This window comes from Streptomyces sp. NPDC041129 (assembly GCF_055592265.1).
The window spans coordinates 101,550-123,652 of the sequence record NZ_JBVIYV010000010.1 but is presented as its reverse complement, the minus strand read 5'-3'; the positions used below and the strand labels follow the sequence as shown (position 1 = coordinate 123,652).

Below are 22,103 nucleotides of genomic sequence, written 5' to 3'. Positions count from 1 at the left end.
CCGGATGCCGGCCCGTACCCCGCGACGGGGACGGCCCGCCGGTCCACAGCGGCCGGCAAAAGGAAAGGCAAGGAGGTCATGAATGCCGCTCCTTGCCACTCTCAACGTATAGCGCACAGGGGGCCTTGCGGCAAGACCCCTGCCGTGCCGCAGAATTCGCGGCCGAAGGCGAAAGCCGCCAGGACATGGGGGATTCGATGACCGACGTGATCGTCGCCGGTGGCGGCCCGACCGGCCTGATGCTGGCCGCCGAACTACGCCTGCACGGCGTGCGGGTGCTCGTGCTGGAGAAGGAACCGGAGCCGGCCGCGTTCGTCCGCGCGCTCGGTCTGCACGTGCGCAGCATCGAGGTGATGGACCAGCGCGGCCTGCTGGAGCAATTCCTCGCGCTCGGCCAGAAGTTCGTAACCGGCGGCTTCTTCGCCGGCCTGGGCACGTCCTGGCCCGACCGGCTGGACACCGCCCACTCCTACGTCCTGGGCATCCCGCAGACCGTCACCGAGCGCCTGCTGAGCGCGCGCGCCGTCGAGGTGGGCGCCGAGATCCGGCGCGCCTGCGAACTGGTCGGGCTGACCCAGGACGACGACGGGGTGACCGCCGAACTGGCCGACGGCACAAGGCTGCGCTCGCGCTATCTGGTCGGCTGCGACGGCGGCCGCAGTACGGTGCGCAAGCTGCTCGGCGTCGGCTTCCCGGGCGAGCCCGCCAGGGTCGAGACCCTGTTGGGCGAGATGGAGGTAGCGGTACCTCCGAAGACGCTTGCCGCCGTGGTGGCCGAGGTCCGCAGGACACAGACGCGGTTCGGTGCGATGCCCCTCGGGGACGGGGCGTACCGCGTCGTCGTACCCGCCGACGGGGTGGCCGAGGACCGCTCGGTCCCGCCGACCCTGGAGGACTTCAGACGGCAGCTGCGCGTGTTCGCCGGCACCGACTTCGGCGTGCACTCACCGCGCCGGCTTTCCCGCTTCGGCGATGCCACCCGGCTTGCCGAGCGGTACCGCACCGGCCGCGTGCTGCTGGCGGGCGACGCGGCGCACATCCACCCGCCGACCGGCGGACAGGGCCTCAACCTCGGCATCCAGGACGCCTTCAACCTCGGCTGGAAACTCGCCGCCGAGGTGAACGGCTGGGCACCGGAAGGGCTTCTGGACAGCTACCACGCCGAACGGCACCCGGTGGCGGCCGCGGTGCTGGACAACACCCGCGCGCAGATGGAGCTGATGTCCACCGAACCCGGTGCCCGGGCGGTGCGCCGGCTGATGTCGGAACTGATGGACTTCGAGGAGGTCAACCGCCACCTGATCGAGAAGATCACCGCGATCGGGATCCGCTACGACTTCGGCGAGGGACATCCGCTGCTCGGCCGGCGACTGCGGGACGTGCGGCTGAAGCGGGGGCGTCTGTACGCGCTGATGCACGCGGGGCGCGGGCTGCTGCTCGACCAGACCGGCCGGCTGTCGGTCGCCGGGTGGGCGGACCGGGTCGACCATGTCGTCGACGTCAGCGAGGAGCTGGACGTACCCGCCGTGCTGCTGCGGCCGGATGGTCACGTGGCCTGGGTGGGCGAGGACCAGCGGGATCTGGCCGCCCGACTGCCCGAGTGGTTCGGCGCCGCCGTCAACTGACGGTGGGAGATTCTCCCGCCCGAGAGCTGGGGCCCGCCCCTCCCGCCGGCCCCGGGAGGGGACCGGCGGGCCGTTTCGCTGCCCGAGGGCGGTCTCCGCCCGACAGGACACGGAGACGGGCAGCCGGCCCGAGGGCCTGACCGGCGGGCTCCTGCTGGGGCGCGGCTCGACGTGTGGAAGAGTCGAACACCGTTGCCCACACCGGCCATTCGAGGTCGGACCGGGTGGTCGAGAGGATCAGGAGCCGTTCCATGTCCGATGAGATCACGCTGCGCCCGGTGACCGCCGACGATCTCGACCTGTTCGAGCGCGAGTTCAGCGGGCCCGAGGGGACCGGCCAGTACCAGTGGTTCGGCTTCGGTTCACCGGCCGGCCTGCGCCGGCGGTTCGCGGAGACCGGCCTGCTCAGTCCCGACGGCGGTGTGCTCTCCGTCGCGGAGGCGGGCCGGACGGTGGGCCGGGTCGAGTGGTTCCCCAGCACATGGGGACGGCCCGCCACCTCCACCTGCTGGTCCCTGGCGACCGGCCTGGTACCCGCCGCGCACGGCCGCGGCATAGGCACCCGGGCCCAGCGACTGCTGGCCGAGTACCTCTTCGACCACACCAGGGCCGAACGGCTCCAGGCCTGGACGGACTGCGCCAATCTCGCCGAGCAGCGTGCGCTGGAGAAGGCGGGCTTCGTCAGGGAGGGCGTGCTGCGCTCCGCTCAGTGGCGCGGCGGTCGGTGGCACGACCAGGTGATCTTCTCCATGCTCCGCGCGGAGCGGTCCGGGGTATGACCAGGTGCATGAGCCGCATCGCCCCTCATCTGGCTCCGCCCGTGATCGCCCGTGCGGTGCGTCACCCCTCCACCAGGACTTCCTGCGCCGCCTCCTTTGACTGCGCCTGGTCGCGCAGCACCACCCGGACCACTCCGAGGACCGCGCCCGCGAGTGCCCGCACCGGTGCGGCGTTCAGGCGTGGGAGGCGTCGCCGCCCGGGACCGGGCCGGTGGCCTGCGCCTTGTGGAGTTCGGCGGTGAACTGCGCGCCGGCGAGCAGCGCGAGGTTGGACAGCCAGAGCCAGATGAGGAACACGACGATGCCGGCGAGGGACCCGTACAGCCGGCTGTAGGTGCCCAGCACATCGGCGTACAGGGCGAAGCCGGCCGAGGCGGTCAGCCACAGCGCGGCGGCCAGTGCTCCGCCGGGCAGGCTGTGGCGGCTTCGGCGTGCCGGTGCGGGCCCGGTGTGGAAGACCACGACGACCAGCACCGCCACCAGGCACAGCAGCAGTGGCCAGCGTGTGACGCCCCAGATGAGCTGCGCGGTGCCGCCCAGGCGCAGCAGGCGGCCGAGGAGGTCGGCGACGGGTCCGGACAGCATCAGCACCAGGGCAGTGACGACGAGCAGAGCCAGCAGGACCAGGGCGGTCGCCACGATGCGGTGGGCCTTGCGCCAGGGGGAGCGGCGGTCGGGGATGCGGTACATGCCGTGCAGAGCACGGCGGAAGACGGCCAGATAACTGCACGCCGACCACAGTGCGCTGACGGCGCCCGCCGCCATCAGCGTCCAGGTCGCCGAGTGCCGCCTGAGCACACCGGCGAGCACGCCGTGCAGCTCGTCGCCCGACTGGCCGGGCGCGTAGTGCGTGACGTGGGCGATGAACTCCGCGGCGGTGCTGGGACTGACCAGGCCGAAGGCGAGGACGGTGACCAGCAGGGACGGCAGCACCGCCAGGATCGCGTAGTAGGTGAGCGCGGCGGCGTAGTCGGTGAGGTCGTCGTTCCACATCGTCACCGGTGTCCGGCGCAGGGCCGGCCACCAGTCGCGGGCCGGCCTGCTCAGTCCGCCGCGGAAGCCGCGTGGTCGCCGGGCCGGGCGCAGGTCAGCCGACATGCGGCATCCGGTGGACACGGCGGCCGAGGCGCAGGATGACTGCTGTGCGCGGGGTCAACATCTCTTCCAGGGTTCGGGTGCGCTGACCTGTCCTGTTCGGTCACGGTCGCCGAAGGCTATCAGCAGGCCCGCGGTGACCTGGTCCGATGCCCGGACATCCGGGCGGCCACCGCGTTCGCACGGCAACGCGCGTACGGGGGACATACTCCCTTAGAGGGCGAATGTCATTCCATTGGCCGTGTATTCGGCCGGTCGAGGCGAATTCCCCCCTTTGTCGCGGCGAGGATGGTGGCCGACTGGCAACGCGAACCGCGACATCGGGAGACATCCAACCTGTGAGCATCCTCAACGAACCTCCCGGAGCAGCGGCAGCCGAGGACTCGTACGAGAACGAGCTGCCGGTCAGGCGCAAGCAGCCCGGCAACGTGGTGGTCAGATGGCTGACGACCACCGACCACAAGACGATCGGCACGCTGTATCTGACGACGTCGTTCCTGTTCTTCCTGTTCGGCGGGGTGATGGCGCTGGTCATCCGGGCCGAGCTGGCCCGGCCCGGCCTGCAGATCGTCTCCAACGAGCAGTACAACCAGCTCTTCACGATGCACGGCACCGTGATGCTGCTGATGTTCGCCACGCCGCTGTTCGCCGGGTTCACCAACTGGATCATGCCGCTGCAGATCGGCGCCCCGGATGTGGCGTTCCCGCGGCTGAACATGTTCGCCTACTGGCTGTACCTGTTCGGCTCGCTCATCGCGGTGGGCGGATTCCTCACCCCGCAGGGCGCGGCCGACTTCGGCTGGTTCGCCTACAGCCCGCTGTCGGACGCGGTCCGCAGCCCGGGCCTCGGTTCGAACCTGTGGATTCTGGGGCTGGCCTTCTCCGGCTTCGGCACCATCCTCGGCGCGGTCAACTTCATCACCACGATCATCTGCATGCGCGCTCCGGGCATGACCATGTTCCGCATGCCGATCTTCACGTGGAACGTGCTGCTGACCGCCGTCCTGGTCCTGTTCGCCTTCCCGGTGCTGGCGGCCGCGCTGTTCGCCCTGGCCGCGGACCGCATTTTCGGCGCCCATGTGTACGACTCGGCCAACGGCGGTCCGATCCTGTGGCAGCACCTCTTCTGGTTCTTCGGCCATCCGGAGGTGTACATCATCGCCCTGCCGTTCTTCGGCATCGTCACCGAGATCCTCCCGGTGTTCTCCCGCAAGCCGGTCTTCGGCTACATGGGTCTGGTGGCCGCGACCATCGCGATCGCCGGTCTGTCGGTGACGGTGTGGGCGCACCACATGTACGTCACGGGGGCGGTGCTGCTCCCGTTCTTCTCCTTCATGACGTTCCTGATCGCCGTGCCGACCGGAGTGAAGTTCTTCAACTGGATCGGCACCATGTGGCAGGGCTCATTGTCCTTCGAGACGCCGATGCTGTGGGCGGTGGGCTTTCTCGTCACCTTCCTCTTCGGTGGTCTGACCGGTGTCATCCTGGCCTCGCCGCCGATGGACTTCCACGTCTCCGACTCCTATTTCGTGGTGGCCCACTTCCACTACGTGGTCTTCGGAACGGTCGTCTTCGCGATGTTCGCGGGATTCCATTTCTGGTGGCCGAAGTTCACGGGCAAGATGCTGGACGAGCGCCTGGGGAAGATCACCTTCTGGACGCTGTTCGTCGGCTTCCACGGCACCTTCCTGGTCCAGCACTGGCTGGGTGCCGAGGGCATGCCGCGTCGTTACGCCGACTACCTGGCGGCCGACGGTTTCACCGCCCTGAACACGATCTCGACCATCGGCTCGTTCCTGTTGGGCCTGTCGATGCTGCCGTTCCTCTACAACGTCTGGAAGACGGCCAGGTACGGCAAGCCGGTAGGCGTGGACGACCCGTGGGGCTACGGCCGCTCGCTGGAGTGGGCGACGTCGTGCCCGCCGCCGCGGCACAACTTCTACACCCTGCCGCGGATCCGCAGCGAGTCCCCGGCGTTCGACCTGCACCACCCCGAGGTGGCCCAGCTCGAACACGAGGCCAACGTCGGCCGGCGTGACGCGGTCGAGCCAGAGGGCGGCCAGAGGTGACATCGCCGAACCGTCCTGGCGCCCCCCGGGGCGGCCAGGACGGCTCGCTCGCCAACGAGGTCGAGGGCTACCTGCTCCTGCACGCGGAACTCGAGCAGGCCCAGCGTGAGGCCGAGGCGCTCTGCGCCCGGCTGCCCTGGCTCACCACCGGCCAGGCCGAGGACCTCACCCAGCACTACACCGAGCAACGCCTCACCCTGACACGCCAGGCACTCCAGGCCACGGCCGACCGCGCCAAACGCCTGCGCGGCGAATACGAGGCCCGCTACCGCGAACTGCGCCGAACCCTGATCCGACGCCACGCCATGACCGCCTGCTTCATTCTCACCTGCACCGGCACGGCGAACACCCTGGCCTGGTACGCGACCCGCTGACCGCCCGCACCGAGGTCAACGGATCGTCGCGGGCAGGCCTCGCCGTCCACCGGGCTACAGGGCGATCAGGTCCGCCGCCGTCTCCCTGAAGCCACAGGCGCTGAGGTAGGACGGGCGCAGCCGGTCCTCGAAGTCGACGTGAAGCCACGCGCACTTCGCGGCCCGGGCCTCCTGGGCCGCGATCGCGACGAGCTCGGTGCCGACCCCTCTGCCCCGGCAGCGCCGAGCCACCACGGTGTCGAGGAGAAGGCGTGGGCGCCTCCGTCCCAGACGACGTTGACGAATCCGATCAGTCCGCCGTCCTCCCGCGCGCAGACCCAGCCGAGACCGTGACGCTCGAGCCTGGCCTCCCAGCCGGTGCGGGCCACCGGGTGGCCGAAGCCGTCGGCGTGCAGTGCGTCGAGGGCATCGCTGTCCAGGTCGCCGCGCCACTCGTACAAGACCGCCATGCCCCGATCGCATGGCCGGGCGGGCACTCGAGGTGGCGTCGCGTCATGAGGTGTGACTGGGCCGGGGTGCGGGCGACCGGTGTGCGGCGCTGGTGAGCTGGTCGAGTATCCGCTGCTCCGAGGGCTGAAGCGGGGGCTCGGGCGTCCGGGGGAGGGCCGGCCCGGTCAGGGCCGCGAGCAGGGCCCTGGGCCGCAGCGCGCGGGTGGCCGGTGCGGTGAGGCTGGTGACGTCCCACAGTGCCGAGGCCGCCTCGTAGGTCCCGGTCGCGGCCCGGGTCAGCCGGTTCGTGTACCAGGCGGCGACCCGGTCGGCGGCTCCCGGCTGCGCGCCGACGACGCCCGGGTAGAGGACGTCCACCCCGACGGCGGTCGACCAGGCCGTGTCGACATGGCGGGCCGCACCGCGCAGGACGCGCCGGGACAGGCCGGTACCGGTGACGCCGTGCCGCTGGAGTTCCCGGGCCAGGACCTCGGCGCCGAGCGCCGCCACCGACATGCCCTGTCCGTAGGCCGGGTTGAAGGTCGCCAGCGCGTCACCGAGGACGATCAGCCGCTCGGGCCACTGGCCGGCCTTCTCGAAGTACCGGCGGTTGTTGTCGGTGCTGTGGCCCCGGCTGACCGCCACGTCGGTGAGGGGCTCGGCACCGGAGATGAGGTGGCCGATGATGGGATGCGGCAGGTCGAGGGCGTAGCGCAGGAAGCCCTCGGGGTCGCGAGGCGGTTCACCGCCGCGGGTGCCGGCCGCGCTGACCATCCACCGGTCGCCTTCCACGGGCAGGACCATGGCGCTGCGGCCGGGCCGGCCCGAGTACGGGTTCGCCTGCACCAGGGTCAGCGGGAACGATTCGGCACCCGGCGGGGTCCGGTAGATCCGGGTGGCGTTGGTGAGACCGGAGTCGATCTTCCTCTCCTCGACACCGGTGATGCCGATGCCGGCCAGCCAGGCGAGGCTGCCCGAGCCGCGGCCGCTCGCGTCGACGACGATGTCCGCTGCCAGCTCGCGGCCCAGCCCGTGGTCCGGCTCCCGGCCGAGACGGACCCCGCGGACCTGCCGGGCGTCGCCGAGGAACCCCTCGACGGTCGCCTGATGGACGGACACGTTGGCCCGGGTCTCGAGGAGGATCTGCCGCAGGACCCAGTCGGTCAGCGCGCGGGTACAGGTGATCATGTGCGGGCCGCTGCGCTTCCAGCGGTGGAACCAGCCGCCGTCCGGAGTGAGGGCCAGCATCCCGTTGCCGAGCGCGATCTCGTGCGCCCCCGCCTTCAGCAGGCGGTCGCGCACGCCGACGGGGAACAGCGCCTCCATCGCGGACAGGCCGCCGGCCATGAGCAGATGGGCGTGCCGTCCCTGGGGCACACCACGCCGGTTCTCGGGCCCTTGGGGCAACTCGTCCCGGTCGAGCACGTGGACCCGCAGCGTGGGCTCCGCCAGGGACAGGGCTGCTGCGGCCACCAGTCCGGCCGTGCCGGCTCCGATCACGACAGCTTTGTGCGGCAACGGGCTCTCCTCGTAATGGTCGTGGGACGGTGTCACTGGGTGCCTATTCGCTCCGGCGCCGCCTTGTGGAGGCGGTGCACGGTGTTCGCCAGCTCGACCAGATCGATGGTGATACGGAATTTCTCCGGCGGATCGGCGGGGCCGGCGCCCTTGCCCGACGCGCGGCGTAACCCGTCCATGATCATCGCCTCCTCCGATGCGGCACGTGCCCGGTCCTGCCGCTCGCCGCGCTGGACGGCCGCCGCGTACGCGGTGTGGCCGACCCGCTGGTCGAAGTGCGCCGTGAGCTGCAGCAGGGCGTCGCGGATGTTCGCCTCGAGCAAGTAGAGGCGGTTGCTCGGCAGTTGCCACCACAACTGCCACCAGGTCGGCTCCGTCCTCGGCGCCGTCGCCACGTCCTTCACCGCCGGCCACAGGGGCTTCAGCGCGCGGTAGGTGGCCAGGCTCTGCCGCTCCACCGCGGCGGCGGACGCGAGGCGCGGCAGGACGAAGCCGGCCGAGTAGATCAGGGCACCCAGGGCGGCGGCGGGGGGCGCCACCGTGGTCGACAGGACGTCCAGGTCGTACCCGAGCCAGCGCGCGGCCACGGCGGTGACCTTGGTGAGGGTGAAACCCAGGGTGTCGACCAGGAGACCCGCGAGGATCAGCCTGAGACCGATCCGGAGCAGGCCGGTGACCTCGTCGCGCGCCCACTTCAGGCACACGGCACTCAGCACGATGGTGCTCGTCAGGTGCCCCACGAGGTAGAGAGTGATCATCTCCCTCATGTACGGGGTGTTCGCGTAATAGGTGTCGAGGTCGGTGAGCCGCTCGGTGCGCGCGTCCGCGAGGGCGAACAGCACCACGATGGCGACGACGAGCGTCCCGTAGACCGCGACCGCCATCCGGACCATGCGCCGTATCCGCTCCTGCGGCCCGCCCCTCCAGTGGATCAGCAGGATGATCAGCGAGCAGCTGAAGGCGGAGATCGAGCCGTAGGTGAGCGGGGCGCCGACGTTGGGGATGCCGGTTGCGTGGTTGACGGCCGCGAGGGTCACCGGCGCCGACCAGACGAAACAGACGGCGGCGAGGAACGTCGTGGCCCGGGTGGCGACGGTCAGGGGTGAGCGGGGAGTCGTGCGTGGTCGGCGAAGCAGCATGGCGGCCAGGGCCAGAAGGAAAGCCGCCGTATACACGACAAGACTCATATCGTGGGGGACTCCGTTCAGGTCCTCTTGCTGTGTGGGGGGATGGGTGACGGTGGGGGGAAGGGCGGGGGCGTCGTCATACGCCTGGCCGGGCCGCGCCGGCCCCGGGGGCGACCTGGGCGGTCGCCCGCGTCACACGCGCGGATCTCTTCAGAGCGTCGGCGATCAGGACCAGGGCCTCCGAGTCGCGGGGGTGCGACAGCCGGGTGGGCGCGCCGACGGGTTCGAGCACGGGCTGGGTACTTCGCTGCGCGGCCGCCGCTATGGTGGCGGCCCACGCCGCGGAGACGGCCCTCTCCCGGTCGCCCGTCCTGGTGAGCTCCGCGTCGTGGACCTCGTCGAAGAGCCGTGTGTCGAAGAGCGTCTCGAGCGCGTGGAGGCCGTTGAGGATGGTGCTCCGACGCCAGGTGCCCCACAGGAAGGGGGAGTACGGCCGCTCCACCCGCAGGGCACGGTCGCGCAGGACCGGATCCAGCGCGGCGTCCAGGGACGCCAGCCGGAAGAAGTCGCGCCACGCCGACAGGTGGTAGCCCGCCATCGGCAGCAGAACCCCGGCCACCGTGAGCAGCGCCCCGAGACCGGCGCAGACGGACGGCACGGACGTCGCGAGCACCGACCAGTCCCGGCCCGACCAGCGCGCGACGACGGCGATCAGCTTCGAGACGCTGTACCCGGCGGTGATCACCGTGCCGGTGCCGATCGTCAGCAGACTGGCCCGCAGCCAGGGGCGCTTGCGCACCTCCGCCTCGAAGCCCCAGCGCAGCGACCACAGGGCACTGACCGTCACGGCGGTCAGGTGCGCCACCAGGTACAGGACGACCATCTCGGCGATCCACGGCGTCGTCGCGTAGTACGTGTCGAAGTCGGTTCGCCGTTCCCGCGGCGTCGACCCCAGCGCGAACAGGGCCGCGATACCGGCGAGGACGGCCGCGTAGCCGCACATCCAGCGCCGCGTCGTCCGCCGCACCGTCGGGCCGCCGCGCCAGCAGGCGATCAGGATCAGCAGCGACGCGCTGTACGCGGTGATCGAGACGTAGGTGAGCGGGGCGGCCAGGTTGGGCACGCCGCTGACCCGGTTGATCACCCCGACCGAAGGAGGCGCCCCGAAGAGGAAGCACAGCGACGCGAACGCCAGCACCCCGTTGATCGCACGCTGGGAGAGTTCGCTGCGATGCCGGATCAGATCCGGCAGTTTGGCCAGGAGCCCGACCCACAGCAGACCGCAGCTGATGTAGTTTATCGCCCCGCTCATTTCCGGTTTCCCCGATAGTTGAGAGCGTCGGCGATACGGCGGGCCGTCTCACCGGTGATCACGTCCCGCTCCATCAGCGCCCGCATCTGCTGGCCGACCCGGATCCCGAACAACTCGGCCTCTTTCTCGGGATCGTCGTCGAAACGAGTACGCGCGGCAGCCGGCTGGGCACCGTGCTCATGCCCCGCTTCCAGGGGGCCGCAGCCCCCGGCGGCCGGCTGCTCCGCGGCGAAGCCCTCCCGCTGCCGCATGTGCCACAACTCGTGACCGAGTATCTGCGCCTGGTGCCAGATCTCGGCGCCCTGCTCGATGATGACGTCGTCCCTGTCCGTACGCTCCAGCCACATCCCCGTCGCCTTGAACTCGCGGGGGATGGGGACACGGTGCACCTCCAGCCTGCGGTCGCCGCGCCACTGCCTGGCGGACTCGACCAGGGCCTCGAACAGGTCCTCGGCATTCAGGATCGCCCCGTCACCGGGCGTGCCCTCGCCCGCTCCGGTGGCGGCCCTCAGCCTCTCCCGGATGGGGTCGATGAGTGCCGCGGCGAGCTGACGCATCTCCCTGTCACGTCTGCGCAGCCTGTGCCACCGGCGAAGCCGGTCCGGAGGACTCATGGGCGGTCCACGGCGGTCGGCGACGATGCCGGGCCCCGGGCCGCGGCGGGGCCGTACGGCGCGGCGGGGATCAGGGGTGCGGCGCGCATGCCGCCCAACTCGCGACGCCCACGGGCATGCTGGAGGAACTCCGGGGCTCCGGCCAGTCGGGCGCCGGCATCGTCTGCTGCCACCGAGTCTTCTCCCGGGCGCGTAGCTTTGGATCAGGGAACGTGCCTGACGTGAGGGTATCCATAAGGTCCCTCCGCTGCTCGCCAGTGTCAGCATCTCCCGCGTCATCCGCCGGCCCGACTGCCCATTTCCACAAGCGCGGTTGACACTCCGTGACGTCGGCCGCCTAGAGCGCCACGCGCAGTGACCCGCCGGGCCACGTCGCAGCCCGGCCCCAGCTCGGCCACTTATCGCTCAAATCCACCCGCACCGCTCCGATAGCATGATCCGGCCCAAGACGAGCGCCCTCAACGCCCGTTCCGCAGCGGAAGAACATGCCATCCGGCACGAATAGCGACTCATTTACCTGAAATCCAACAAATCGGCCGAAAAGTTGATACCTATATCATCGCGGGTGTTTTCGCGAATAAACAGCAGAGTCAGATCCGTCCCGTGGCGCGAACCGCGGACGATCCTGTGGGTCGCGGCGGTTGTGGTGACCCTCGGATTCCTCGTCGCGCTCGAGATCGCCGCGCGCCACTACGGGCTGGCGGGACCGATCACCAATCAAGCGCGAGAGGTGATGTTCCCGCCCAAATCAGGCTTCCTGCTGTACGCCAGCATGGCGCTGATGATGGTCGTGCTCACCTGGCGGCAACGGATCATCGCCCTGTGCACCGCGATCGGCATCGACGCCGTCATCCTGCTGGTGCGGTGGGCGGCGGGCGCCGACCTGACCGAAGGGCACCCCTTCGGCAACGGCGCGCTGTGGGTACTTCTCGGCTGTGCGGTCCTCGCCGTCACGCGCCGCACCGGCCCGGAACGCGTCCTGCTGCTGAAGGGCGTCGGGCTGGGCCTGCTGCTCGTGGCCGGCCGCAAGACGGGCGACACCTGGCTGGTCATCACGTCGAAGACCCGTCCCACGGTGCTCGACCAGTACGTGGCCACCGCCGACCACGCGCTGGGCGACCCGTCCTGGCTGGTGGGCCGGCTCGTCCGGGCCACGGGACCGATCGGCGCCCACGCGCTCGACTACGTCTACGCACAGCTCGCGGTCGCCGCCGTCGTCGTCACGATGTACCAGCTCCGCAACGTGGCCGCCGAGCGCCGCTTCCCGCGCCACCATCTGGTGCGCACCTTCCTGGTCATCGGCCTCCTCGGTCCCGCCATCTACATGATCTTCCCGGTGGTCGGACCGGTCTTCGCCTACGGCGCCGACGGCGGGCACTGGGCGGTGGCCGACCTGTGGCCGGACACCGCGACGCCGATCACCGGCCCGCGCCACATGACGTTCGACGGGATCACCCCCCGCAACTGCATGCCCAGCCTGCACACCGCCTGGGCCACCGCCATTTTCCTGCACTCCCGCAAGGGCCCCCGCGTGCTGCGCTTCGCGGGCACCTTCTGGCTGATCGCCACGCTGACCGCGACCCTGGGATTCGGCTACCACTACGGCGCGGATCTCGTCGCCGGCGTCGTCTTCACTCTCACCATCGAGGCGGCCCTGCGCTCCCTCGAACGCGGCTGGGACCGCGCGGGGACCCGGCTCGTCGTCCACGGTACGACGGTCTTCGCCGCGCTTCTCGTTTCCTACCGCTATCTGCCGGTCGAAATGGCCAGGCATCCATGGGTGTTCGGACCGCTTCTCATCCTGGCGATGGCCTCGGTGATCCACGGTTACGTGCGCACCACCAAACTCTGGGACCCGGTCCGGGTGCCGATCGCCAAGCCGGAACCGCAACCCGAGCCGGCCTGACTCCGCCGGGGGCGGCCCGGTCACGTACCGCCCCCGGAAACGTCGCGACACGCGCATGTTCCCTTCATTCCACGGAAAAAACCAGCCGATTCGTGGGCGTGCAAGGGTGGACCAAGGGCATTCGGTGGCCAGGAGGTTGATAACTATGGTTCCCCTGCTTCTGGTTCTTCTGCTGGCCCTGATTCTCTTCGGCGCGGGTTTCGCCCTGAAGGCGCTGTGGTGGATAGCGGTGATCGTCCTGGTCGTCTGGCTGCTGGGCTTCGTGGTCCGGCCCGCGGGCAGTGGCGGCCGCAAGGGACGCTGGTACCGCTGGTAGACGAGCGTCCCGACGCATAGAACACGCCACGCCTGAACCGTGGACGGGGCCCGGCCGCAATGGCCGGGCCCCACGTGCGTGTGCGGACGGAGGGCGCTGCGGGGCAGCGACCTCACCGGACTGGGGTGGGGCACGGACCCGTGCCTGTGCTCGTGAGCACGGGCACGAGCCGAGCCGGCCTCCGCCTCCGCCTCGGAGGCGGAGGGAGCCTGTCTCACGCGGTGGCCCTCAGGGGGGCCGCGGCTTCCCAGACGAAGCCGTCGAGGTCGCTGAACGGGCCGGCGGCGCCGGAGAGCACGAGTCGGTGTGATCCGGTGCCGTCGGCGGGCAGCCCGGCGTCCTTGGCGAGCGCGCGGCGCTTGTACAGAGCGAGCTTGACGGTTTCCGGTCCGGCGGCGAACTCGACGTACGTGCCGCCGAAGCCCTTGCCCACGGTGAGGCCCCGCTCGACGTAGAACCGCTTGCTCGCCTTCACGTCCTCGACGCCCAGCAGGAGCACGAGTTGGTCGAAGGCACGGGTGGCCGGGCCGGTGTCCTTCTTCGCCGACGTGGCGATCTTCCAGACCGTACCGTCCGGGGCCTGGACCACGCCGCCGTATCCCCACAGCGACTTCGAGGCGGGCTTGAGGGCGGTGGCGCCGGCGTCGACGGCCGCCTCGAAGAGGGCGTCCACGTTGCCCGGCTGGGACACCACGAGCGACAGCGTGAAGCCGCGGAAGCCGCTCGTGGGCTCGTCGCAGGCGCGCAACCGTACCTGCGAGGGGTCGAGCCCGAAGGCGGTGGAGTAGAAGCGGGCGGCGGCCGCGGCGTCGGCCACTTCCAGAGTGACGGAGTCGATGGAGGTCATGTCATCGACGGTAGGGAAAGCCCGGCAGCCGAGGCTTCTCGAAAACTGACCGATGTGCCTCGCCGGCGTCCGCGGCGCTCCGCGGTGCGGCGGAACGGGTGCGACCGCGGGTCCGGGCGGGCGTGCCGCGAGGCCTGCCCCGGCGTTCGGGGTACAGGTGTCCGGGTCGAAGGAAGGGGACATTGATGACTCGGCACAGCGGGGAGCCGGACACCGTCGTCGTCGGTGCGGGGCTCGCCGGCCTGGCCTGCGCACTGGACCTGTGTCACGCCGGTCGCCGTGTCGCGCTCCTGGAGGCGTCCGACGGCGTGGGCGGCCGCATGCGCACGGACCGGCGGGACGGGTACCTGCTGGACCGGGGCTTTCAGGTGTTCAACACCTCCTATCCCCAGGTGAAGCGGCGCCTCGACCTGAGGAGCCTGCGGCTGCGGCCGTTCACCCCCGGCGTCATCGCGCACACCTCGAACGGCCCCGTCCGCCTGGCCGATCCGACCCGCCGGCCGAAGGACGCGGGGGCGCTGCTGCCTGGGCGGGTCCTGCCGGCCCGGGACCTTGCCGCCCTCGGGGCGCTCACCGCGCGGGACACCCTGCTGCCGGCCGGTGCCCTCAAGCGGGGCGCGGACCGCTCCGCCGCCGAGACCCTGTCGCGCGCCGGTGTCTCGGCGGAGACGGTGAACGAGATCCTGCGGCCGTTCCTCTCGGGCGTGTTCCTGGAGGACGAACTGGAGACTTCCGGCCGCTTCTTCCACCTGGTGTGGCGCAGCATGGCCCGCGGGACGCTCTGTCTTCCCGCCGACGGTATCGGCGCCGTACCCGCCCGGCTGGCCCGTGAACTGCCCGACCGCGTGCTGCGGCTGGAGACGCCGGTCACCGAGGTCACCACCTCCGGGGTGCTCCTCTCCGACGGCACCGAGCTGCCCGCCACATCCGTGGTCGTGGCGACCGACGCCGTCACGGCGGCCCGTCTCCTGCCCGGCTCGGCCGCGCCGGACAGCCGCACGGTCACCACGTACTACCATGCCGCCGCGCGCTCCCCGCTGGCCGAGCCCACCCTGGTGGGGGACAGCACCGCAGTGGTGCTCAACGCCTGTGTCCTGACCGAGGTGACGCCCACGTACGCGCCGCCCGGCACCGCGCTGATCTCCACCTCCGTGCTGGGACCCGACCACCCGGAGGTGTGCCGGGCCGTCCTGCGGCGCCTGGCCGAGCTCTACGGCACCGACACCGGCGAGTGGTGGCAGGTCGCCGCGTACACCGTGGAGGGGGCCCTGCCCGCGATGCGGCCACCGTGGCCGCTGAGCCGCACGACGCGCTTCGCGCCGGGCAGATACGTCTGCGGAGACCACCGGGCTACCGGTTCCGTGCAGGGTGCGCTGGCGTCGGGCACCCGGGCCGCCCGGGAGGTGCTGGGCGACCTCACGCGCGCGTGACCGGCGCGCCGCGCTCAGGGAGGCGCGTCACCCCGCGCGCGTTCCTGCCGGCGTACCTCGGCCAGGTCGGCGAGCCGGTCCAACTGCCGCACGGGTTGGGAGATCCGCTGGTTGTGGCTGAGCCGTTCCCGGTGCCGGTCCAGGAAGGCCCAGTAGCCGGCGGTGTAGGGACAGGCGTGCTCACCGGTCCGCTCGCCCGGCCGGTAGCGGCACGGTCCGCACAGATCGCTCATCCGGTTCACGTACGAGCCGCCCGACGTGTAGGGCTTGGTCGTCATCCGGCCGCCGTCGGCGTACTGGGACATGCCGACGACGTTGGGCACCATGACCCAGTCGTAGCCGTCCACGAAGCAGCGGTGGAACCAGTCCGTGACCGCGGCGGGGTCCCAGCCCCGCTGCAGGGCATGGCTGCCGAGGATCATCAGCCGGGGGATGTGGTGCGTCCACCCCGTGTCCCGTACCTGCTCCAGGACCGTGTGCAGACAGCGCGCCCCGACCGCGTCCGCGTCCAGCTCGTTCCACCACTCCGGCAGGGGGGCGGTGTGGTGCAGGACGTTGGAATGCCGGTAGTCCTCGCCGAAGTACCAGTAGAGGTGCCACACGTACTCGCGCCAGCCGGCGATCTGCCGGACGAACCCCTCCACGCTGCTGAGCGGTGCTCGCCCGGCGCGGAACTCGGCCTCGGTCCGCTCGACGCATTCGGCCGGGTCGAGCAGGCCCAGGTTGAGCGAGGAGGACAGCAGGCTGTGGCTCATCACCGGGTCGGCGGCGAGCACGGCGTCCTCGTAGGGCCCGAAGGTGCCGAGCCGGTGGGAGAGGAAGCGTTTCAGGGCGGCTCGCGCCTCGGCACGGGTCGCGGGGAACGAGCGGGGTCCGTCACGTCCGACGAAGGACACGTCACCGTCCTTCTCCCAGCGGTCGAGGTCGTGACGGACCTCGTCGTCGATCTCGTCCTCCCGGGGACGGTAGGGCGCCGGAACCGGAAGGGACGACGCGTCGCGGGGCGGTGGCTGCCGGTTGTCGTGGTCGTAGTTCCACTGGCCGCCGACAGGGGCGTCGCCTCTCCACCCCTGCTCCCGGGTCCTCGGGGCCGCCGCCGTGAGCGCCGTATACGCCCGCCGGTTCCACACCCTTCACGGCCTATGGCTGTTCGGACTCCCCGAGGGACGACGCGACAGGTCAGCCGGTCGCGGTGAGGGCGAGCGCGGTGAGGATGAGGGCGTACGCGGCCACGGTGAACGCGGTCCGGGCCAGACGCACCCCGCTCACCACGCGCCGCTGCGGGGGCGGCGTGAAGCTGCAACAGGGCTTGGGAGGAAGCCAGTCGGAGGACTCCAGCCAGTAGGAACCCAAGAGGCGGGCGGTGCCGGCGGTGAAAGGGCGTTCGTCATACACGTGCGGGCAAACGGCCCTGAGGAACGGCGAGTTGCGGCGGTGGACGCGGTCGGCATCAGACCGTGATCTCGCATAGCCCAGGGGCATCTGCCAACGCGTCACACCACCACGCCGAACTGCCTTTCCCTTGCCCTATTGGGTGAAGCCGGCCTCCCGGTCGGCGGCGGCGATCTGGTCGTGGAAGCGCGTGTGGACCCAATGACGCCGGCCGAGGATGTTCACTTCCCCCCAGCGGCCGGTGACCGGGCCGAGCCGGGTGTCGCGCGGCATGGTCCCGGCCAGCCGCTGCGGGTTCGCGCCGCCGGACATCTTGCTGCTGTCCAGTACGTAGATGGCGTCCTTGGTGATGGCCACGCACCGGTACGTGTTGGTCAGCATCGTCAGGCCGGTGAGGTAGGTGATGACGAAGAAGAAGAAGTTGGGCGCGCTCTGGCAGATGAACGCCTGCCGGATCTCACTGCCGGCGGGCAGGAACGGCGCCGAGCGCCGCACGAGGTCCGGCCGCGGCTCGGGGCCGCGTTGGCCGGTCTCGTCAAGTCTGTCGGTCATGGGCGGTCCTTCCCTGTGGCTCGGATCAGCATTCCACGCGCTGCTGACCCGTCGCGAGCCTGAGAAGGTCCGCACCCGTCCACCCTCTTCCGCACCCGACCGGGGACAGCCGGCGCCCGCCCGTCTCGCGCCCCGACGCACCGCGCGCCGCCCGTTCGACGAATTGGTGTGAGCGGCAGGCATGGGTGCAGGATGAGGGGGTACGCGCTCCGTCATCGGCCGTCGGCCACTGTGCAGCAGCGGTGGCAGAGACAACGGCGGCGGTCTGGAACTTCGGGAGGGGAAGCATGACGTCCACGAGCACGGTGGCAAGAGGTACGCGGACGGCGGAGCTGCCGGAGGTCGCCGACCCCTCCCGGGTGGCCCCCAAGGATGCCCGCGAGCTGTCCAGGTTGTTCTTCCACCAGTTGACGGTGCTGGAAGAGGGCACGCCCGAGTACCAGTACGCCCGTAATACGTTGATCGAGATGAACATGTCCCTCGTCCGCTTCGCGGCCGGCCGGTTCCGCAGCCGGGGCGCGGAGGAGATGGAGGACATCGTCCAGGTCGGCATGATCGGCCTGATCAAGGCGATCGACCGGTTCGAGCTCTCCCGGGAGGCGGAGTTCACCTCCTTCGCCATCCCCTACATCGTGGGCGAGATCAAACGATTCTTCCGCGACACCACCTGGGCCGTGCACGTGCCCCGGCGCCTGCAGGAGGCCCGGGTGCAGCTGGCCCGTGCGACGGAGGAACTGCAGAGCCGCCTGGGCCGCATGCCGTCGGCCAAGGAACTGGCGGAGCTGATGAGCCTGTCCGAGGAAGAGGTGCGCGAGGCCCGGCTGGCCGCGAACGGCTACAACTCCTCCTCCCTCGACGCCACGATCAACGGCAGCGCGGACGGTGAAGCCGCGCTGGAGGACTTCATCGGCACCGAGGACGCGGCGCTGGGGCTGGTGGAGGACTTCCACGCCCTGGCCCCGCTGATCGCCGGGCTCGCCGAGCGGGACCGGCAGATCATCCACATGCGGTTCGTGGAGGAACTCACGCAGGCCCAGATCGGTGAGCGCCTGGGAGTCTCGCAGATGCACGTCTCGCGCCTGCTCTCACGCACCCTCGCCCGGCTCCGCGAGGGCATGCTCACCAACCACTGACATCGCGCCCCGCGCACCTCGGAGGCCCGTCACTTCCGTGACGGGCCTCCGCGGTGTCGTATCCCGACGGACGGCTGCGCGTTGCGGAGAGGGCAGGATTCGAACCTGCGTGGGCCTCCGAGGAGGCCCGACCGTGAGGCGAGCTCGCTGGTCCCCGATCAACCACTCCGGGCACCTCTCCCTGTTCCCGGCCCGTGTCGTCCCCGTGCCGTTCACAAGTACGAGACTGCCGGAGACTGATGACAGGAAGCTGACGCGGCCCTGACGCCCACCGTCAACGGCCGCCGGTCCGTTCCCTCTCGTCCGGCGCCGTACCGTTCACTCGGCGTCGAGCTGGTGGTCGGCCCAGACATAGCTCGCCGGCAGCAGATCGGAGACGGGAACCGCCCGGATGCCGTCCCCGTTGCCGACGATGACCCGGAGTGTCGGGAAGTAGTCGAGCAGAACCTGACGGCAGCGGCCGCACGGAGGAACAACCCCCCGGTCCCGGTCGCCCACGGCCACGATGGTCTCCAGCTCATATGCGCCCTGGGCGGCCGCCGCGCCGATGACGACCAGCTCTGCGCAGGGTCCTCCGGTGAAGTGGTAGGCGTTCACCGCGGTGACGATCCGGCCGTCGCGGGCTCGGGCCGCCGCTGCCATGGTGTGGTTGTCACCCCGGCAGCGCGTGCGGGCGACATGCGCCGCGGCCTGGACGAGTTCGTGGTCCACGGGGTGGTCCATCGTGGTCATCTGCTCCGCCTCCCTCGAGTGTCGAGCGACACTGACCCGCAGGACGGAATCGCGCAAGCCGATATCGACGGCAGGCCCGTTCCGCCACGCACGCCTTGTCGACCCGGTGCCGTCAGCTCAGGTGCCGGGCGAAGAACCGCAGAGAACTGTCCAGTTCGATCGCCGGGAGATCTCCGTGCTTACCGGGGTTGGCGTGCAGCGTCTTCTCCGCCGACGCCAGGGCGTCGAACAGCGCCAGACTCGCCGCCCGCGGCACCCGCTCGTCGTCCCACTGCAGCAGGAACTCCACCGGAACGGTGATGCGCGAGGCGACCCCCGCCGACGCCGACGCTCCACCCAGGCCCAGCACCGCCGCGCGGACCCGGGGCTCGGCGGCGACGAAGGGAACCCCCAGCCCGCAGCCCAGCGACACACCCCAGTAGCCCACCGGCCCACGCCCGACGTACGCGAGGGCCTGGACCGCGTCGAGCACCGCCCGCCATTCCGGCACGGTCTGACGGGCCACTAGCGCATGGAAACCGGCGATCAGCGGGCCCAGTTCCTCGCCGGCGTCGACGCGCGCCTGGTTCTCGGTCGCCAGCCGGTCGTACTCCGCGTGCTTCGGCCGGTCGCCATGGCCGGGCGCGTCGACCGCCACCACGGCGTAACCGCACTCGGTCACCAAGCGGCGTGCGAGGGCCGTGGGGCCGGGGGCCTTCTTGTGCCGGCCGCCGCCGTGTCCGATCAGGACGAGTGGACGCGTGCCCGTGGCCCCTTCCGGAGTCCACAGCACGCCGGGGATTTCACCGAGGTGGAAAATTCGCTCGGTAACGCCGTCGGTCGACGTCTCGGAAGTGAAGCGCATGGCCTTGGCCTTTCGGAATGCCTTACGCGGGCACTCCCCTGACCGTGCGAGAGAGGGAGTCCCGACCTGTCGAAGCGTTGATCGGTCTCACCTCCTCGATTCGCAGTGGCGCACGACGGCGCCGAACGTATCACGACGTCGTCACCCATGTCGCACAACGACATGGCCGCGTGAAGAGCCGAAGCCGGCGCGGCCGGGCCGGGAAATCCCGCCTCGCTCTCACATCGAAGTGGTGTTCGAGACAGGCACGGTCGTCGGGGAGAAGAATCGCTCCGGTACCGCCGTGGCCTGCGGCTTCGCGTTCCCCGGTCGCAGGCGGCGGACGGCGCGAAAAAAAGTTCGCGCGACGATGTCGAGAACCCGTGGCCGGCTCCGTCCCCGTGGTGAAGGCGACCACAATGGGACGCACCAGTACGGAGGAGTCACACGATGGCGAAGTACTTGCTGCTCAAGCACTACCGAGGCGCTCCGGCAGCCGTCAACGACGTGCCGATGGACCAGTGGACGCCGCAGGAGATCTCCGCGCACGTGCAGTACATGCGGGACTTCGCGGCCCGGCTCGAAGGAACGGGGGAGTTCGTCGACGGCCTGGCACTCGCTCCCGAGGGGATGTGGGTCCGGTACGACGGCGAGGGGCGGCCGCCGGTCACCGACGGCCCGTTCGCCGAGACCAAGGACCTCATCGCCGGCTGGATGGTGATCGACGTCGACAGCCACGAGCGCGCCGTCGAGCTGGCCGGGGAACTGTCGGCCGCCCCGGGTGCGGGCGGGAAGCCGATCCACGAGTGGCTCGAGGTGCGCCCCTTCCTGACCGCGCCGCCCACCGTCACGGAGTGACCCGACCGATGGACGAGGCGCTGCTGAGAAGTCTCACCCCGAGCGTCATCACCGTCCTCGTCCGCCGCGGAGCCGACTTCGCGGCGGCCGAGGACGCCGTCCAGGACGCGCTGGTGGAGGCGGTGCGGGCGTGGCCGGCCGACCCGCCGAGGGATGCGAAGGGCTGGCTGGTCACCGTGGCCTGGCGCCGGTTCCTCGACGCGACGCGGGCGGACGCCGCCCGCCGCCGGCGTGAGGACCGGATCGACGAGGAGCCGCCACCGGGGCCGGCGCCCGCGGAGGACGACACGCTCCAGCTCTACTTCCTGTGCGCCCACCCCTCGCTTTCACCGGCATCGGCGGTCGCGCTCACGCTGCGCGCCGTCGGCGGCCTGACCACCCGCCAGATCGCCGAGGCCTACCTGGTGCCCGAGGCGACCATGGCGCAACGCATCAGCAGAGCCAAGCGCACCGTACGCGGCGTGCGGTTCGGCCAGCCGGGCGACGTCACCACCGTGCTGCGCGTCCTCTACCTGGTCTTCAACGAGGGCTACTCGGGCGACATCGACCTCGCCGCCGAGGCCATCCGCCTCACCCGGCAGCTCGCGGCCCGGATCGACCACCCCGAGGTGGCGGGGCTGCTCGCCCTCATGCTGCTCCACCACGCCCGGCGCGCCGCCCGGACCGCGCCCGACGGCAGCCTGGTCCCGCTCGCCGAGCAGGACCGCGGCCGGTGGGACACCGCCTCGATAACCGAGGGCGTCGATGTCCTGCAGGCCGCCCTCGCCCGTGACCGGTTGGGCGAGTTCCAGGCCCAGGCCGCCATCGCGGCGCTGCACGCCGACGCACCCACCGCCCAGGAGACCGACTGGGTGCAGATCGTCGAGTGGTACGACGAACTCGCGAAGCTGACCGCCAGCCCGGTCGTCCGGCTCAACCGCGCCGTCGCCGTCGGCGAGGCCGACGGACCGCGCGCCGGGCTGGCGGCGCTCGCGGCGCTGGACGAATCACTGCCCCGGCACACCGCGGTGGCGGCCTACCTGCACGAACGCGACGGCGACCTGGCGAAGGCGGCACGGCTGTACGCCGAGGCGGCCCGGAAGGCACCCAACCTCGCCGAACGCGACCACCTCACACGCCAGGCCGCCAGGCTCAACACCGGCCGCACTCACTGACAGGCGTCACCGGACTCA

General features: G+C 70.8%; 20 protein-coding genes and 3 pseudogenes. 10 read left to right on the top strand and 13 right to left on the bottom strand.

What is annotated here, in order from left to right; translation table 11 throughout:
• Positions 1-197 precede the first annotated feature (197 nt).
• Both rox and ACZ6B1_RS27880 read left to right on the top strand, forming a co-directional pair.
• Entirely contained in the window at positions 198-1,625 is a 1,428-nt protein-coding gene (gene rox, locus ACZ6B1_RS27885) for a rifampin monooxygenase (protein WP_468782786.1), read from the top strand.
• Positions 1,626-1,876: 251 nt separating this feature from the next.
• Positions 1,877-2,404: a GNAT family N-acetyltransferase gene (locus ACZ6B1_RS27880; protein WP_468782784.1), complete on the top strand. Its 528-nt coding sequence runs from the start codon at positions 1,877-1,879 to the stop codon at positions 2,402-2,404.
• 174 nt (positions 2,405-2,578) lie between these two features.
• Here the strand turns inward: ACZ6B1_RS27880 and ACZ6B1_RS27875 are convergent, their stop codons facing one another.
• Complete coding sequence (locus tag ACZ6B1_RS27875; protein WP_468782782.1) at positions 2,579-3,502, bottom strand: YihY/virulence factor BrkB family protein; 924 nt, start codon at positions 3,500-3,502, stop codon at positions 2,579-2,581.
• A gap of 335 nt (positions 3,503-3,837) precedes the next feature.
• Here ACZ6B1_RS27875 and ctaD point away from each other — a divergent pair, with 335 nt between their 5' ends.
• Together ctaD and ACZ6B1_RS27865 are read left to right on the top strand one after the other, a co-directional pair.
• Positions 3,838-5,568 carry an aa3-type cytochrome oxidase subunit I gene (gene ctaD / locus ACZ6B1_RS27870; RefSeq protein ID WP_468782781.1) on the top strand — a complete coding sequence of 577 codons (1,731 nt, stop codon included), beginning with the start codon at positions 3,838-3,840 and terminating at the stop codon, positions 5,566-5,568.
• Positions 5,565-5,942 carry a hypothetical protein gene (locus ACZ6B1_RS27865; protein ID WP_468782779.1) on the top strand — a complete coding sequence of 126 codons (378 nt, stop codon included), beginning with the start codon at positions 5,565-5,567 and terminating at the stop codon, positions 5,940-5,942. Before ctaD ends, ACZ6B1_RS27865 begins: the two co-directional genes overlap by 4 nt.
• A gap of 54 nt (positions 5,943-5,996) precedes the next feature.
• Here ACZ6B1_RS27865 and ACZ6B1_RS27860 read toward each other — a convergent pair.
• The 5 genes and pseudogenes from ACZ6B1_RS27860 to ACZ6B1_RS27840 all read right to left on the bottom strand — a co-directional run bounded on the left by ACZ6B1_RS27860 (position 5,997) and on the right by ACZ6B1_RS27840 (position 10,885).
• A pseudogene (locus ACZ6B1_RS27860) lies at positions 5,997-6,391 on the bottom strand (GNAT family N-acetyltransferase).
• Between the two features lie 43 nt (positions 6,392-6,434).
• Positions 6,435-7,889 (bottom strand): NAD(P)/FAD-dependent oxidoreductase, encoded by a 1,455-nt coding sequence (locus ACZ6B1_RS27855; protein ID WP_468782777.1) that lies wholly within the window; start codon positions 7,887-7,889, stop codon positions 6,435-6,437.
• A gap of 32 nt (positions 7,890-7,921) precedes the next feature.
• Positions 7,922-9,076 (bottom strand): MAB_1171c family putative transporter, encoded by a 1,155-nt coding sequence (locus tag ACZ6B1_RS27850; RefSeq protein WP_468782775.1) that lies wholly within the window; start codon positions 9,074-9,076, stop codon positions 7,922-7,924.
• A gap of 76 nt (positions 9,077-9,152) precedes the next feature.
• Positions 9,153-10,328 carry an MAB_1171c family putative transporter gene (locus ACZ6B1_RS27845; RefSeq protein ID WP_468782773.1) on the bottom strand — a complete coding sequence of 392 codons (1,176 nt, stop codon included), beginning with the start codon at positions 10,326-10,328 and terminating at the stop codon, positions 9,153-9,155.
• Entirely contained in the window at positions 10,325-10,885 is a 561-nt protein-coding gene (locus ACZ6B1_RS27840) for a toxin (protein WP_468782771.1), read from the bottom strand. Before ACZ6B1_RS27840 ends, ACZ6B1_RS27845 begins: the two co-directional genes overlap by 4 nt.
• A 679-nt stretch (positions 10,886-11,564) precedes the next feature.
• Here ACZ6B1_RS27840 and ACZ6B1_RS27835 point away from each other — a divergent pair.
• Together ACZ6B1_RS27835 and ACZ6B1_RS27830 are read left to right on the top strand one after the other, a co-directional pair.
• On the top strand, positions 11,565-12,848 hold the full coding sequence (locus tag ACZ6B1_RS27835; RefSeq protein WP_468783103.1) for a phosphatase PAP2 family protein: 1,284 nt from the start codon (positions 11,565-11,567) through the stop codon (positions 12,846-12,848).
• A 145-nt stretch (positions 12,849-12,993) separates the two neighbouring features.
• Positions 12,994-13,164, top strand: coding sequence for a DUF5670 family protein (locus tag ACZ6B1_RS27830; protein WP_199209256.1), 171 nt, complete (start codon positions 12,994-12,996; stop codon positions 13,162-13,164).
• A gap of 214 nt (positions 13,165-13,378) precedes the next feature.
• Here the strand turns inward: ACZ6B1_RS27830 and ACZ6B1_RS27825 are convergent, their stop codons facing one another.
• Positions 13,379-14,011 (bottom strand): VOC family protein, encoded by a 633-nt coding sequence (locus tag ACZ6B1_RS27825; protein ID WP_468782769.1) that lies wholly within the window; start codon positions 14,009-14,011, stop codon positions 13,379-13,381.
• Positions 14,012-14,196: 185 nt separating this feature from the next.
• Here ACZ6B1_RS27825 and ACZ6B1_RS27820 point away from each other — a divergent pair, with 185 nt between their 5' ends.
• On the top strand, positions 14,197-15,441 hold the full coding sequence (locus tag ACZ6B1_RS27820; RefSeq protein WP_468782767.1) for an NAD(P)/FAD-dependent oxidoreductase: 1,245 nt from the start codon (positions 14,197-14,199) through the stop codon (positions 15,439-15,441).
• 14 nt (positions 15,442-15,455) lie between these two features.
• Here the strand turns inward: ACZ6B1_RS27820 and ACZ6B1_RS27815 are convergent.
• From ACZ6B1_RS27815 to ACZ6B1_RS27805, 3 genes and pseudogenes are all read right to left on the bottom strand, one after another.
• Positions 15,456-16,502, bottom strand: a pseudogene (locus ACZ6B1_RS27815) (cryptochrome/photolyase family protein); the annotation flags it as partial.
• A 118-nt stretch (positions 16,503-16,620) separates the two neighbouring features.
• A complete protein-coding gene (locus ACZ6B1_RS27810; RefSeq protein ID WP_468782765.1) occupies positions 16,621-16,794 on the bottom strand; it encodes a hypothetical protein in 174 nt (57 codons plus the stop codon).
• Between the two features lie 174 nt (positions 16,795-16,968).
• On the bottom strand, positions 16,969-17,385 hold the full coding sequence (locus ACZ6B1_RS27805) for a hypothetical protein (protein ID WP_468782763.1): 417 nt from the start codon (positions 17,383-17,385) through the stop codon (positions 16,969-16,971).
• Between the two features lie 287 nt (positions 17,386-17,672).
• Between ACZ6B1_RS27805 and ACZ6B1_RS27800 the strand changes: the two genes are divergently transcribed.
• Positions 17,673-18,518: an RNA polymerase sigma factor SigF gene (locus ACZ6B1_RS27800; RefSeq protein ID WP_468782761.1), complete on the top strand. Its 846-nt coding sequence runs from the start codon at positions 17,673-17,675 to the stop codon at positions 18,516-18,518.
• An 84-nt stretch (positions 18,519-18,602) separates the two neighbouring features.
• On the opposite strand, the pseudogene ACZ6B1_RS27795 reads toward ACZ6B1_RS27800, so the two are convergent.
• The 3 genes and pseudogenes from ACZ6B1_RS27795 to ACZ6B1_RS27785 all read right to left on the bottom strand — a co-directional run bounded on the left by ACZ6B1_RS27795 (position 18,603) and on the right by ACZ6B1_RS27785 (position 20,094).
• Positions 18,603-18,699: pseudogene (locus ACZ6B1_RS27795) on the bottom strand.
• A gap of 137 nt (positions 18,700-18,836) precedes the next feature.
• On the bottom strand, positions 18,837-19,250 hold the full coding sequence (locus tag ACZ6B1_RS27790) for a cytidine deaminase family protein (RefSeq protein WP_468782759.1): 414 nt from the start codon (positions 19,248-19,250) through the stop codon (positions 18,837-18,839).
• 112 nt (positions 19,251-19,362) lie between these two features.
• Positions 19,363-20,094 (bottom strand): dienelactone hydrolase family protein, encoded by a 732-nt coding sequence (locus ACZ6B1_RS27785; protein ID WP_468782757.1) that lies wholly within the window; start codon positions 20,092-20,094, stop codon positions 19,363-19,365.
• Between the two features lie 429 nt (positions 20,095-20,523).
• On the opposite strand from ACZ6B1_RS27785, the gene ACZ6B1_RS27780 reads away from it, so the two are divergent.
• Positions 20,524-20,931 (top strand): YciI family protein, encoded by a 408-nt coding sequence (locus ACZ6B1_RS27780; RefSeq protein ID WP_468782755.1) that lies wholly within the window; start codon positions 20,524-20,526, stop codon positions 20,929-20,931.
• A gap of 8 nt (positions 20,932-20,939) precedes the next feature.
• Positions 20,940-22,085: an RNA polymerase sigma factor gene (locus tag ACZ6B1_RS27775; RefSeq protein ID WP_468783102.1), complete on the top strand. Its 1,146-nt coding sequence runs from the start codon at positions 20,940-20,942 to the stop codon at positions 22,083-22,085.
• Positions 22,086-22,103: the final 18 nt, after the last annotated feature.

Coding starts and splice junctions, on each gene's coding strand:
- rox (WP_468782786.1), top strand. CDS start 198: ATGACCGACGTGATCGTCGCCGGTGGCGGCCCGACCGGCCTGATGCTG.
- ACZ6B1_RS27880 (WP_468782784.1), top strand. CDS start 1,877: ATGTCCGATGAGATCACGCTGCGCCCGGTGACCGCCGACGATCTCGAC.
- ACZ6B1_RS27875 (WP_468782782.1), bottom strand. CDS start 3,502: ATGTCGGCTGACCTGCGCCCGGCCCGGCGACCACGCGGCTTCCGCGGC.
- ACZ6B1_RS27850 (WP_468782775.1), bottom strand. CDS start 9,076: ATGAGTCTTGTCGTGTATACGGCGGCTTTCCTTCTGGCCCTGGCCGCC.
- ACZ6B1_RS27845 (WP_468782773.1), bottom strand. CDS start 10,328: ATGAGCGGGGCGATAAACTACATCAGCTGCGGTCTGCTGTGGGTCGGG.
- ACZ6B1_RS27840 (WP_468782771.1), bottom strand. CDS start 10,885: ATGCGTCAGCTCGCCGCGGCACTCATCGACCCCATCCGGGAGAGGCTG.
- ACZ6B1_RS27830 (WP_199209256.1), top strand. CDS start 12,994: ATGGTTCCCCTGCTTCTGGTTCTTCTGCTGGCCCTGATTCTCTTCGGC.
- ACZ6B1_RS27825 (WP_468782769.1), bottom strand. CDS start 14,011: ATGACCTCCATCGACTCCGTCACTCTGGAAGTGGCCGACGCCGCGGCC.
- ACZ6B1_RS27820 (WP_468782767.1), top strand. CDS start 14,197: ATGACTCGGCACAGCGGGGAGCCGGACACCGTCGTCGTCGGTGCGGGG.
- ACZ6B1_RS27805 (WP_468782763.1), bottom strand. CDS start 17,385: ATGACCGACAGACTTGACGAGACCGGCCAACGCGGCCCCGAGCCGCGG.
- ACZ6B1_RS27800 (WP_468782761.1), top strand. CDS start 17,673: ATGACGTCCACGAGCACGGTGGCAAGAGGTACGCGGACGGCGGAGCTG.
- ACZ6B1_RS27790 (WP_468782759.1), bottom strand. CDS start 19,250: ATGACCACGATGGACCACCCCGTGGACCACGAACTCGTCCAGGCCGCG.
- ACZ6B1_RS27785 (WP_468782757.1), bottom strand. CDS start 20,094: ATGCGCTTCACTTCCGAGACGTCGACCGACGGCGTTACCGAGCGAATT.
- ACZ6B1_RS27780 (WP_468782755.1), top strand. CDS start 20,524: ATGGCGAAGTACTTGCTGCTCAAGCACTACCGAGGCGCTCCGGCAGCC.
- ACZ6B1_RS27775 (WP_468783102.1), top strand. CDS start 20,940: ATGGACGAGGCGCTGCTGAGAAGTCTCACCCCGAGCGTCATCACCGTC.